Origin of the sequence: Salipiger bermudensis, assembly GCF_020171625.1 — a bacterium.
In the GTDB taxonomy this organism is placed as follows: domain Bacteria; phylum Pseudomonadota; class Alphaproteobacteria; order Rhodobacterales; family Rhodobacteraceae; genus Salipiger; species Salipiger bermudensis_B.
On record NZ_JAIUZY010000019.1, the window covers coordinates 1 to 12,524 of the forward strand.

At 64.5% G+C, this 12,524-nt stretch carries 8 protein-coding genes; 4 read left to right on the top strand and 4 right to left on the bottom strand.

Translation table 11 applies throughout. The features are described 5' to 3' along the window. The coding region (locus LCM15_RS21180; protein WP_224859819.1) for an ABC transporter permease at positions 1-598 on the top strand (598 nt) is incomplete at its 5' end. A 52-nt stretch (positions 599-650) separates the two neighbouring features. Beyond that, positions 651-1,610, top strand: a complete 960-nt coding sequence (locus LCM15_RS21185; RefSeq protein ID WP_412103312.1) for a glycosyltransferase — start codon at positions 651-653, stop codon at positions 1,608-1,610. A gap of 18 nt (positions 1,611-1,628) precedes the next feature. Here LCM15_RS21185 and LCM15_RS21190 read toward each other — a convergent pair whose 3' ends face one another. After that, a complete protein-coding gene (locus tag LCM15_RS21190) occupies positions 1,629-3,719 on the bottom strand; it encodes a hypothetical protein (protein WP_224859821.1) in 2,091 nt (696 codons plus the stop codon). Positions 3,720-4,325: 606 nt separating this feature from the next. Between LCM15_RS21190 and LCM15_RS21195 the strand changes: the two genes are divergently transcribed. Both LCM15_RS21195 and LCM15_RS21200 read left to right on the top strand, forming a co-directional pair. Then, complete coding sequence (locus LCM15_RS21195) at positions 4,326-5,492, top strand: nucleotide sugar dehydrogenase (protein WP_224859822.1); 1,167 nt, start codon at positions 4,326-4,328, stop codon at positions 5,490-5,492. Positions 5,493-5,976: 484 nt separating this feature from the next. Then, positions 5,977-6,858, top strand: a complete 882-nt coding sequence (locus tag LCM15_RS21200) for a DUF2793 domain-containing protein (RefSeq protein ID WP_224859823.1) — start codon at positions 5,977-5,979, stop codon at positions 6,856-6,858. On the opposite strand, the gene LCM15_RS21205 is transcribed toward LCM15_RS21200, so the two are convergent. From LCM15_RS21205 to LCM15_RS21215, 3 genes are all read right to left on the bottom strand, one after another. Then, positions 6,855-9,263 (bottom strand): calcium-binding protein, encoded by a 2,409-nt coding sequence (locus tag LCM15_RS21205; protein ID WP_224859824.1) that lies wholly within the window; start codon positions 9,261-9,263, stop codon positions 6,855-6,857. The genes LCM15_RS21200 and LCM15_RS21205 overlap by 4 nt on opposite strands. A 146-nt stretch (positions 9,264-9,409) precedes the next feature. After that, the gene (locus LCM15_RS21210) at positions 9,410-11,317 is read right to left on the bottom strand and encodes a CAP domain-containing protein (protein ID WP_224859825.1); all 1,908 of its coding nucleotides are present in this window, start codon (positions 11,315-11,317) and stop codon (positions 9,410-9,412) included. Between the two features lie 106 nt (positions 11,318-11,423). Continuing rightward, complete coding sequence (locus LCM15_RS21215) at positions 11,424-12,509, bottom strand: class I SAM-dependent methyltransferase (protein ID WP_224859826.1); 1,086 nt, start codon at positions 12,507-12,509, stop codon at positions 11,424-11,426. Between the last annotated feature and the right edge of the window lie 15 nt (positions 12,510-12,524).

Genomic DNA, 12,524 nt, shown 5'->3' on the forward strand with positions numbered 1-12,524 from the left:
GCAAAATTTCGTGATCTTCTATGCAACGGGCATGGTGCCCTTCGTTGCCTTCCAGTCCGTCAGCGGTAAGGTTCAGCAGGCTATCCTTTACTCGCGGCCGCTGCTAGTCTACCCGAGCGTTACCTATATCGATGCCATCCTTGCGCGGTTCCTTCTGAATTTTGCGACCGAGATTCTGGTTGCTTACTTGGTTTTCAGCGGCATTCGGACGATCTGGGAAACTCGAACGGTGGTTGACCTGCCAGCTGTGGCGCTGGGCTATGCCATGGTGGCGGCACTCTGTTTCGGAGTCGGTTTGATGAACTGTTTCCTGACCTCGATGTTCCCTCTCTGGCAGAAGATCTGGGGCATTGCCACACGGCCACTGATGCTGATGTCCTGTATCTTCTATTTGTTCGACACGATCCCGGATACGGCAAGAGATATCCTTTGGTACAACCCGTTGATCCACGTCGTCGGGCAGGTGCGTAGCGGCTTCTATACCAGCTATGACGCACCCTACGTGAGCCCGCTCTACGTCTTCGGCCTGAGTCTGGTATTGGGCACGCTGGCGCTAATCTTCCTCGGGCGGTTTCACCGCGAGATCCTCACCCGCTGACGCAGCCTTAGAACGACACGCAGACATGGCAGAGCCAGACCTTACGATCCTCATGGCCACGCGGAACGGTGCTATGCATCTGTCTGAGCAACTGACCTCTTTCCTGATGCAGGCAGGGGTCGACTGGGCGCTTTGGGTCAGCGATGACGGCTCCAGCGATGGCACATGGGAGATGCTCCAGCGCTTCCGAGACAGCCATCCCACCCGCGAGATCAGGCTCTTTCATGGCCCTCAGAAGGGCGTGGCAGCGAATTTTCTATCGATGCTCTGTCATCCAGAGCTGAACACGGCCCGGCCGGTGGCGCTCAGCGATCAGGACGACGTGTGGTTGCCACACCGGTTGCGGCGGGCGCTTGACGACCTCGAGGGGGCAGGCGACGCGTATCCGGTGCTCTACGGCAGCCGTACTTGGGTCGTGCGTGCAGACCTGACGCGGTGGCGGCTGTCCCGGCGGCGCGCGCCGCGGGTCTCGTTCCGCAATGCCTTGGTGCAGAACGTGGTGGCAGGCAATACCATGGTTCTGAACCCGCTGGCGTTGGACCTCGTGCGCCGGGCCGCGCAGCGCGAGCCGGGGCAGGGGGCCGAGATCCCCTATCAGGACTGGTGGATCTATCTCCTCATGAGCGGCGCCGGAGCCGAGATTAGACTCGACGAGAAGCCAGGGGTGCTCTACCGCCAGCACGGTACCAACACCATGGGCGACGCCCGTGGCGCGCTTGCCGGCTGGCAGCGGGTGCGAGTGGTGCAGCGCGGAGAGTACCGTGGCTGGATCCGGGACAACATGGCAGCTCTCGGTCCGATTAGGCACCTGCTAACCGAGGACAACCGAGCCACGCTTGAAGGTTTTCTCGACACGCTGGACGGCACCCGGTTCGAGCGCATCCTGGGGCTGGCCGGGCTGCGGATCCGGCGCGAGACATGGCTCGGAACTGCGGCGCTCTATCTCGCAGCCTGGACCGGGCGCCTGGCTCGGGTTAGGCCCGGCGGTTTACCCGGGCTCCGGACGGACTGAGAGGGCAGGGGGAACAGCTCATCCAGCGAGGGCGAGCGGGCGCCAGCCGGTGCCGTCGAAGACGCACAGCGTGCCAAGACCGGTATCAAATACCACTGTTCCTGCAGCCGGGTCGGTGAGGCTGTCGCGGGCCCCGGTGCCCATGCTGGCAAAGCTCTGGGTCATCAGCGGCGGGTATGAGAATCCTTCATCGAAGCGCGTGCCACGGCAGTAGATTGCGCCTCCGAAATCGGCATTGCGCAACGGCGCCTCGGAGAACCCGTGAAGCTGCCCGGCAGAGAGACTGATGAAGCCGTTTTCGTCGGTTCGGGCCCCGTTCCGCGCGGTGCCCGAACCGGTCAGCCGCAGCCCGGTGGCATGGATCGCTCCGTCCCGGGCGGCGAGCAGCAGGGCAGGGAGGTCGACGCCCTGGCGCACCGAGAAGCGGCTGCGGTTGGCAAAGACATCGCCGTTGGCAACCTGCGCGACAGGGGCGGCGATGTTGCGCGCACCCTGTGTCAGTAAGCGGCCGCCGAATTCCCAGGGGGTGGCGGCACGGGGTCCGTCGGCCGGCAGGGCGACGTGGTCCTCGTCGATCACCCGGATCGCCCCGGACAGCCCGTTCAGCGCGCTGCCGCGGGGCACACCCGCCAGGGTGACGCGGTCGCCGTCCGAGAGCCCGTGCGCCACGAGCCTCAGCTGCAGCCTGCCCGAGACCTGCTCCAGCCCCTCGAGCGGCAGGTTGCTGCTCTCGTTGTCGATGTTGATCTCGCCGCCGGCGCCGAACACCTTGGCGATGACCCCGGCCGTGTTATTGAAACTGCCGTGTTCGGCGGTGATCAGCCCCTTGCCCTGGGGGCGGTCGCCGGTGATCCCGGCCTGCAGAACCGGAAAATCGGAGGTGCCGCAGCGGTTGAATATCCCGCTCGACGCAATCACGCTTCCATTGTCGAATGCGACGATGGCCTGGCCGGTGCCGGTGAAATCGCCATCTTTCGCCGAGATCTGGCTGCGGGCGCATCGGATGCCGCGGATGCTGCCGCGAAACCGCGCGTTGTCCGCCTGTACCTGCGATCCGCGCGAGACGAACAGCCCTGCATGGCCTATCCCGAATGACAGGTCGCTGCCGCATTCGCCTAGATCGGCCCCGGGAATGGCGGCGGTGCTGTTGAAGGTGACCCAGATTCCCCGGGCCGGCGCCCCGGAGGCCACCAATCCTTCGGTGCGACCGCGCCGAACCTCCGACGCGCAGTAGAGGTTCGAGCCGCCGTAGACGAAGAAGTTGCACCCATAGGGCGCCGAGCCACCATGCGTGCCGGTGTTGCGGTAGCCCTTGCCGGTGGCGACCTCTAGCACGCTGTTGCGCAACGAAACCCCGGCCCGACCCCGCCCTCCGGCATCCACGAGAATGTCCCAGAACGGGCCTCGGGAGGCGGTCATCTCGGCAAAGACCGCAGTCTCTTCGGTGCGCTCCGACAGCATCACCACCACGTCTTCCGAGCGCAGGCGATAATTGCCGAAATCACCGTTCTCGAGCGTGAAGCCGCTGGTAGGCCGGTGCCCGGCTTCTATCACCACCTCGACGGGACGTGTCCGGTTCGCGCCGAAACGGTCGAAGACCTCCTGTAGCGTGTCGAAATCCGATGGCACGCGGATCGGCGAGCGCAGGCCGAAGTGCTCGGGCTGCAGTTCACCTAATGCCTCCATCCCGGGCAGGTCGCGAAAGTCGCGGGCCTTGGCCTGTACTAGGTACTCCTCGTTTCCGGCGCGTAGCCGGGTGCCGGGCTGCCAGGCCTGTCCCCGCTGTACCGCGCCGACCAGCGTAGTACGGCTGGAAAATTGGGGACCGGCTTCGAACAGGGCCAACCCGGCGCGAGTGGTCTCGTCCGGGCTGGTACCGAAGGGCGCCACCTCGCGCAGGGCGCCGTCTGTGCAGCGGATCCGGCAGCCCGGGGCAAGGCCTCGTCCGAAGCGTGCGTCCTCCAGAAGCTGCACCGAAGAACCGTTATAGGTCACCTCGAACAGCTTTGGTCCGTGGGTGTCGTGACTGCTAGTCTTGGCGGCGGTGGCGGTTGCGCCGACGGCCGGCAGCGAGAGCAGGCGCATGAGAAAGCTGCGGCGTGCAGGCATGGAAGACCTCCTGTGGCATGGGCCAGAGCCCTAAGGGAAGCATGTGCCGGGCGGGAGGGAAATCAACGCTGCGTAGCCGAGTGGGCGGCGAACTGGTGCTGGGATGATGAAAACGGATGAGAACTGGCTCTGTTTTTCCGGCATTAACGAGAGCTTCAGGCTATCGCACAAGGTACTGAAACCTTTTTCGTTTCAATACCCTGTAGCTCCGCCGAAGATGGGCTGTTTGGCCACTTCGAAGCGGGAAATAACTGCTTGGTGTTGCCTGAGGTGCAAACGTGTTTGTCCGATCCCGTCGGAAGCGCCTATAGCGTTCAGAATTATCATAATATAAATTATAAGATATATATATTTCTGTTGCGACCCATTCTAAACTGGGTTGCGTCAAATCCTCTATCCTATTGGAAAGGCAATGTGTGAAAGGCGCGCCGCAAGAGACTGCGAAGCTTGACGAAAAAGGCTTCTCCGACAACTTGGAAAGGTCCAGTGCGCGGATGTGCGAAGGGTCTCTGGGCAACCTGATTGTGTGGCGCGAGCACAGTGCTTATACCGATGGATGAGCCCGGACAGGGTACGGAAGAAACACATCCTGCGAGGATATTACGTATGAAAATTGCTGTTGCAGGCTTGGGCTACGTCGGCCTTTCGAACGCCGTATTGCTGGCGCAGAGCCACCCGGTCACGGCACTCGACGTCTCCGAAGAGCGGGTCGAACTGGTAAATGACGGCAAGAGCCCGATCGTCGATGCCGAGATCGAGGACTTCCTCGCCAACCGCGACCTTGATTTGAGTGCCACCACCAGCCCCGAACAGGCCTATGTCGAGGCCGATTACGTCATCGTCGCGACCCCGACCAACTACGATCCCAAGACCAACTACTTCGACACCTCCAGCGTCGAAGCGGTGATCGCGCAGGTCGTTGCGGTGAACCCGCGCGCCACCATCGTCATCAAATCCACCATCCCGGTGGGCTATGTGCGCCACATCCGGCGCGAGATGGAAACCGACCAAGTGATCTTCAGCCCCGAGTTCCTGCGCGAAGGCCGGGCGCTTTACGACAACCTGCACCCCTCGCGCATCATCGTGGGCGAGCGTTCGGAGCGGGCGCGGATCTTTGCCGACCTGCTGTTGGAGGGTGCGGTCTCGAAGGATGTCGAGGTGCTGTTCACCGATCCCGACGAGGCCGAGGCGATCAAGCTCTTCGCCAACACCTATCTCGCCATGCGGGTGGCCTTCTTCAACGAGCTCGACAGCTACGCGCTGGCCGGCGGCATGGACAGCCGCCAGATCATCGAGGGCATCAGCCTCGATCCGCGCATCGGCAGCCATTACAACAATCCCTCCTTCGGCTATGGCGGCTACTGCCTGCCCAAGGACACCAAGCAGCTGCTGGCCAATTACAGCCACGTGCCGCAGAACCTGATCCGCGCCATCGTGGATGCGAACCGCACCCGCAAGGATTTCCTCTCCGACCAGATCCTGATGCGCGGCCCGAAGGTGGTGGGCATCTACCGGCTGGTGATGAAGGCGGGATCGGACAATTTCCGCCAGAGCTCGATCCAGGGCATCATGAAGCGGCTCAAGGCGAAGGGCGTCGAGGTCATCGTGCACGAGCCCGTGCTCGACGAGCTCGATTTCTTCCGAAGCCGCGTGGTCAACGATCTCGAGGCGTTCAAGGCCGAGGCCGACCTCATTGTCGCCAATCGCCTGACCGAGGACTTGGCTGACGTGGCAGATAAGGTCTTCACTCGCGATCTCTTCGGCGCCGACTGAGGGCGCAGCCCGGCTGCCGGATGTCCAAGTGGGCCTGATCTTCCTGTACCCCCCGCGGCCCCCGACAGGCGCAGGGGCTGTACTCAGAGCTCGAAGTCGCCGGCCCCGAAATCGGCACGACATCCGTCGCGAAGCGTATGTCGGCCGTGCCATTCCCGTCCACATCTACCTGCATCGTCGCGCGCCGGAGGTATCTGGCGAATAAAGCGGCGAGGCGGCCCCCCCTACGATTGTGCGGGAGGTCAGAGGGGCTGTTGAAGGTGATCACCTGCGCGCAAGCCTCGGTCGGGCTTACAACGTCAATGCTTTGCTCGAAATCGAGGATGAACCCGAGCGGCTGGGCGTTCGGCAAATCCTAAGAAATCGTGCCTCTCCTGTCCGCTAAAGCGACGAACTGTTCAGACCTCGCAGCGCAGCCTTGGCGCGTCACAGCGGAGTCTCTCATGCCGGATCTCAGTCCCCCCGTCTTGGCCTGCCCTACCTGATGCCCTCGCAGGCCCAGAAACATGTCACCCACAACGAAGCGCTGCGGCTGCTCGACAGTCTCGTGCAGCTCACGCTGGCCGGGATCGGCGCGCTTGCGCCCCCGCTGGTGCCGACCGAGGGCGAGGCCTGGGGGCTGGGGGATGGCCCCACCGGCGTCTGGTCCGGGCATGACGGCGAGATTGCCATCTGGTCGGATGGTGCCTGGGCCTTCCTAGAACCTGTGGCGGGCTGGCGCGCTTGGGATGGCGCGGCGGCGGAGTTGCTGGTCTATGACGGTGCCTCTTGGGTGCTGCCCCTGGCAGCGGATCCGGAGTTGCAGAACTTGCCGCTGCTCGGCATCGGAGCCACCGCAGACTCGGTGAACCGGCTGGCAGTCGCCTCGGAGGCGGTTCTGCTGAGCCATGCCGGCGCCGATTACCGGCTCACCGTGAACAAGGCCGGGGCTGGCGATACCAGTTCAGTGCTGTTCCAGAGCGGCTGGTCGGGGCGGGCCGAGATGGGCCTCGCGGGCAGCGACGATTTCTCGGTCAAGGTGAGCGCCGATGGTGGTACCTGGCGCGAGGGGTTGCGTATCGACGCGGAGAGCGGCGCGCTGCTGCCCGCTGCCGGGCTGCGCTTTCCGGCGGTGCCGGCGCCGGTCGCCGAGGCCAACACGCTCGACTGTTACGCCGAGGGCAGCTGGAACCCCGGGCTCTCGGCCGCCACCACCGCGCCAAGCGGGGGCTCGATCACCGCTTCGGGCAGCTTCGTCAAGATCGGCCGCATGGTCTGGCTGAGCTTCGAGATCACGGTGGCCTTGCCCTCGACTAAGCCGGAAACACGCAAAAGCCCTGCCCGGATCTCTCCGGACAGGGCTGTTTTGGCTGAAACAGGGTCTTAGTAGACGTCGAAATCCGACACCGTCATGGCGTTCGAGAGACCGTCGATCGTGGTGACCAGTTCGCGGCCTGCGAGGTCCGACCAGTCATCGTCGTAGTAGAGCGCGCTATCGGTTCCATCGGTGGCCGCAATATAGGCTTCGACCTGCGCCCCAACCCCGACCGCGAGCTCGGCTGTGCCACCGGTGGAATAGACTACCTGCTGATCGTTGCCGGCATTGAGCCCGGCAAGTCCGGTCACGCTATCGAAATCCGCCGCCGAGAGGTCGCTCGTGCCGCGCATCGCGTTGGTGGTGGAGTTGGCGAAGCTGATCGCACCGTCATCGAGCAGAGAGATCACGTCCTCGCCTTGGGTGAAGTCAGTGATCTGATCGGTGCCGGTGCCGGCATCGAAGTGGAACTCGTCCGCGCCCTCGCCGCCAGTCAGCGTGTCGTTGCCCGCCAGACCGCCGAAGATGTCGTCGCCGGCATTGCCCATCAGCATGTCGTTGCCGTCGCCACCGACGATCAGGTCGTCGCCGCCGCCGCCACCGATATTGTCGTCGCCGGCATCGCCGAACAGCCGGTCATTGCCGCCGGCTCCGCGCAGGATGTCGTTGCCGTCACCGCCATGGGCCTCGTCGCCCATCATCCCGGTGTGGACATTGGCGAAGCCATCGTCGGAATCGCCCCAGGTACCGGTGTGGATCTCGTCGTTGCCGTCACCGCCATAGATGGTGTCGGCCCCGTCGGCCCCGAGATCGAAGCTGCCGCCGGTCCCGGTCGAGGCACGGCTGTCATCGTCGCCGGTGATGATGTCGTCCCCGTCACCGCCCCTGATCATGTCGTCCCCGGCACCACCGGCATAGGTGTTGTCGTAGTCCGCTGCACTGAGCGCGCCGGAAGCTCCCGCGTCGGCGGCGTTGGCGATGTTGATGTCACCGGCGCCAGCCTCGATCGTGTCGTTGCCCGCGTTGCCGGTGATGTAGTCCTGGCCGGCACCGCCATAGGCCATGTCATCGCCGAGACCACCGACAAGCTTGTCGGTGCCGGCACCGCCGTAGAGCCGGTCATTGCCGGTTCCGCCGAGCATGATGTCGTCGCCGTTGTCGCCGTAGAGCGCATCGTTGCCATTGCCGCCCTTGAGTGCGTCATTTCCGGCACCGCCGCGCAAACGGTCGTCGCCGTTGTCGCCCAGAAGGGTGTCCATGCCGGCGCTACCGTTGAGGAAGTCCATCCCCTCGCCACCGCGCAGCAGATCATTGCCGTTGCCGCCCATCAGCTTGTCGTTGCCGCCGTCGCCCATGAGTATGTCGTCGCCAGCCCCGCCCGAAAGCGTGTCCATGCCGGCGCCGCCGGACATGTTGTCGTTGCCGTCATCGCCGTTCATCAGGTCGTTTCCGATGCCACCGATCATCCGGTCATCGCCGTCACCGCCGCCGAGGTTGTCGTCGCCGGCGCCGCCCGTAAGCGTGTCGTCATCGCCGCCGCCGCGCAGTACGTCGTTGCCGTCATCGCCGATCAGCGTGTCCATGCCGGCTTCGCCCAGCAGGGTGTCGGCGCCGTCACCGCCGGCCAGAACGTCGTCGCCCGAGCCACCGCGCTGCAGGTCATTGCCGATGCCGCCATCAATCATGTCGCTGCCGTCGCCGCCGTCGAGCATGTCGTCACCGGCACCGCCGAGCAGCATGTCGTCGTCGCCGCCACCGGTCACGGTATCGTCGCCAGCCCCGGCAAGGATGGTGTCGTCGCCTACACCGGCGTCGTATAGGTCGTCACCCTCGCCAAGCGCCACAGTGACCCGGGCCGCTTCGCGGGCTACCTCGAGCAGGCGCAAGGCTTCTTCCTGGCTGACCTTCTCGATCTCGGCCGCGGCCGCGGGAAGCAGGGACGTGTACCCGCCGCTGCCATCGACCTCGTTTGGGGTGCCCGTGCCGATGCCTTCCGGCACGTTAACACCGTGCAGAACGTATTCGCGCAGGGCCAGCTCGGCCAAGTCATCAAAATCGTACTGGGTGCCGGTCACGGGGCTGAAGAAGTTCGACATGTCGTCGATGGCATAGGATTGTACGAAGGCCAGCCCGCCATAGGGGTCCGACATCGGTGCCGAGCCATCGGAATTGGAGAGCGGCAGCAGGATGTCGCCGTAGCTGCCGAGCCCCTCGAAGACCTCGACCATGCCGTCGCGGTCGGCGTCATTGGCCAGCGTCGGGGTAGTCGAGTCGATCGGGTTTCCGTCCTCGTCGAAGAGGCCGTGCACGTGCTGCATGTGCGCCTGATTGGCGGTGGAGCCGGATGCGGACACGGCGACGTTGAGATAGCCGGTACCGTCGCCGTTGTCCTCGATCGCGAAGATCGCGGTGCCGCTGACGCCGGAGCTGTTCAGCGCCACGAGATCAGCGGCGAAGAAGCTGTCCGCGCCGGACAAGAATGTTTCAAAAGAAGTAAAAGAACTACCTAGATGAGCCACGACGTCCTCCCTGGTTCGGTGGGTCTCGGTCATAGACACGGAGCCGCAGCTCCCGCGGTTTCAGAAAATCTTGAAAATTCTTGAGAGCGGCGCGGGCGGAGGGTTCAGAGGAACAGGATGTCCTTGGCTAGCTCCTCGGTTCCGGACAGCCCTGCAAGGAGAATGCCGTCGCCGCCAAAGGAGAGTAGTACGCCGTCCGCCACCACGCTGGCGTGATCGGCGATCAGCTGCGCCTGCGCGGTGGCGCCGCCGCCGTAATCGGTCCCGAAGTCGAGCGCCAGACTGTCCTTTCCGATCTCGTAATCGGTGATGGTGTCCTGCCCATCGCCCGTGTGGAACACGAACTGGTCCGCACCGCTGCCGCCGGTCAGCAAGTCGTCGCCAGTGCCACCGTTGATCGTGTCGTCGCCATCGCGGCCGAAGACTTGGTCGTTGCCCGAACGGCCCTTTATGCCATTGTCTTGGTGGTCGCCGCGCAGGTTGTCGTCGCGCAGCGTGCCGGCAAGATCCTCGACGTCGATGTAGCTGTCGCCTGCGGCGATTCCGGTGTTCACCGTGGGGTTGGCAAGGTCAATGCGCAACCCGGGGTATGAATCCCGGTAGTCGGCCACGTCGCGACCCGGCCCACCGTCCAGGACGTCGGCGCCGCTGCCGCCGCGCATCACATCGTCGCCCTCGCCGCCGTGCAGCGTGTCGTCACCCCAGCGCCCGAAGAGCCAGTCGTTGCCACCCTCGCCCCAGAGCTCGTTCGCGCCGATCTCGCCACGCAGGTTGTCGTTGCCGACGCCGCCGCGCAGATTCTCGATGGAGAAGAGCATGTCGCCGGCGGCCGCGCCGGTGTTGAGCTCTGGCCAGCGCGGATCGACCCGGACCCCGCGTGACTGCTGCGAGTATTCCGCCGTGTCGGTGCCTGTGCCGCCGGCCATGTCGTCGGCGCCGAGACCGCCGACCAGCTGGTCGTCGCCAACTCCGCCCGAGAGCGTGTCGTTGCCTGCGCCCCCCTGCAGTGTGTCGTTGCCGGTGTTTCCAAGCATCAGGTCGTGGCCGGCCTCTCCGGCGAGCAGGTCGTGGCCCTCGCCGCCATGCAGGCTGTCGTTGCCAGCGCCGCCGGCGATGCTGTTGTTGCCGCGGTTGCCGGTCAGCAGGTTGGCCATTCCGTTGCCCCTCAGCGCGAGATTTGCGATGCCGAGCAGCAGGGCGTCGGTGGCGCCTTCGCCCAGAACCATGTCGGCGGAGCCGTTCAGCACGTTCCCGTCCACCAAGTCGAGCTTGGCGTTCTGTCCGTCCAGCGCCACCTGCAAGTTGACGGGTCCGCCCGCGCCGGTGCGCAGTGTGACAGACAGCAGGCCGCTCTGCAGCCCGCCGATGGCATAGCCGCCGGTTTCGGTGGTCACGGCGCTGCCGCCGCCCTGTACCTCGATCCCGATGCCCTCAACCGGGATGCCGAAGCTACCGTCGGCGCGGGCCTCGTGGGCGACACCGGTCAGGAACAGCCCGCTGCCGGCGGTGACAGCAAAATTTTCAGTCAGCATGGTGACATGGTAGCCGTTACCGTCGCGGGTGAAGGTGCCGTCAAGCATGCCCAGCCCGATCTCGGAGAAGGCGCCCTGCAGGATGTTCTCGCGGTGGCCGGGGCTGCGGAACAACATCTCGTGCAGCAGCGCGGTGATCTCGCGGGGGTTTTGGTTGGTGCTGTGGTAGGCGATGTTCTCGCCACTGGACCAGGGCGGCACGAATGGATAGCCGGCAGCGTCCATTCGGTCATGCGGGCTGCTGCTGCCGATGCCGGTATGACTGAATGTGTCGGTCTTGAGCATCCATGCTGAGTGCCCGACGGCCGCGTCTTCGAGCAGCTCGTTCGGTGCTAGGACCTGCTTGGGCTCTGGGCTGATCGTGCCCGGGGTCAGTCCCTCGTTAAGGTTGATGCCGAACCCCCCTGCCATCCCGGCGGGATCGAGCCGTGCCGCGTTGATCAGCTCTAGAAGATACTGTTCCTGGTAGCTCAGTGCCATGCGGTGCCTCCTGCCCGTCGCGTTCCGCCTGGGCGGGGTTGTCGAGTGCCTTGCCTAGGATATGATTAATGCAAGCAAGACGGGTGCGAGCAAGACAGAAGTGAGATCATTTGAAGGCGATGATCGTCCGGCGATGCCCGACATAGTAATGCTCCTTTTCCCGATCGGGGTATTTGGGCCCGATGATCGGTGCGACCTCGACTAGGTTCCGGAACCCGGCGAAATGGATCAGGTCGACCAGGCCACGGTAGGTGGGGTGCAACTCGATCTGCTGCTCACCCATGCCCGAGCGCTTTATCTGGTCTTCGTTTAGATATGCGGTGATGAAGCCCGAGAACGGCTCCTTGTGGCAGAGCGTGTCGAAGACGGCGACCTTGCGGGTGAGCGCGTGGGTGAGCTGTACCAGGCGCACCGGGTCGGTGACGTGGTAGAGCAGCCCCAGGTTCAGCACCACGTCGAACCCTTCTTGGTAGTGAGCGGGTAGGTCGTAGGCATTGGCCACGTCGAGCTGCACGTCCGTGCCCATGTAGGCATTGAGCATGCCGGCGCGGCGGATGTTGTCTTCCTTGAAGTCGAAGGCGGTGACGCTTCGGAAACCGCGATGCGCCATGTCGATCGCCATGCCGCCCCAGTTGCAGGCGAAGTCGAGCACGCTCATGTCGGATTTCTCGGCGCCGACCACGTCCTCGATCACCTCGTTGATCATCTGCATGCGCAGCGAGGACGAGGCGCGGTTGATCTCCCGTGCCTTCGGGAAGCGATCGAGGGTCGACTTGCCGCCGCCGAGGTAGAAGTAGTAGCCCCACTGCTCGGCGGCGATGGCGTCGGCTGCAGCGGGATCGGTCGCGTGGCGCGCCTCGGCGGCCTGCATCGAGGCGGGCAGCTCGGCGCGATAGGGCACCTCGATCCGTGGCAGGATGAATTCGGTGGGAAGGGTCGCCACGCCCTTGAGGGTCTGCACCCAGCCGCCGTAGCGCCGGCCGGACGTGACGAGGTTCGTGCCCTCGAGCACGGGAAGGCCGCGCCAGACGACGGCGTCCGTCCGCAGCGGGTAGCGTGTTCCGAAGGTCTGGGAGCTGGGCGAAGACGACGGTGAAGGAGACGGGGCGGGTTGTGACGAGACAAGCCGTGGTTTCCTGATACCGAACATGCGCGACAGCTCCGAACTGGTTTCCGTGACGAGGAGGAGCATGGCACGCTCCTCCTC

Bases quoted from the DNA above. Each gene is read 5' to 3' on its own strand.
- LCM15_RS21215 (WP_224859826.1), bottom strand. From the start codon at position 12,509: ATGCTCCTCCTCGTCACGGAAACCAGTTCGGAGCTGTCGCGCATGTTC.
- LCM15_RS21195 (WP_224859822.1), top strand. From the start codon at position 4,326: ATGAAAATTGCTGTTGCAGGCTTGGGCTACGTCGGCCTTTCGAACGCC.
- LCM15_RS21185 (WP_412103312.1), top strand. From the start codon at position 651: ATGGCCACGCGGAACGGTGCTATGCATCTGTCTGAGCAACTGACCTCT.
- LCM15_RS21210 (WP_224859825.1), bottom strand. From the start codon at position 11,317: ATGGCACTGAGCTACCAGGAACAGTATCTTCTAGAGCTGATCAACGCG.
- LCM15_RS21190 (WP_224859821.1), bottom strand. From the start codon at position 3,719: ATGCCTGCACGCCGCAGCTTTCTCATGCGCCTGCTCTCGCTGCCGGCC.
- LCM15_RS21200 (WP_224859823.1), top strand. From the start codon at position 5,977: ATGCCCTCGCAGGCCCAGAAACATGTCACCCACAACGAAGCGCTGCGG.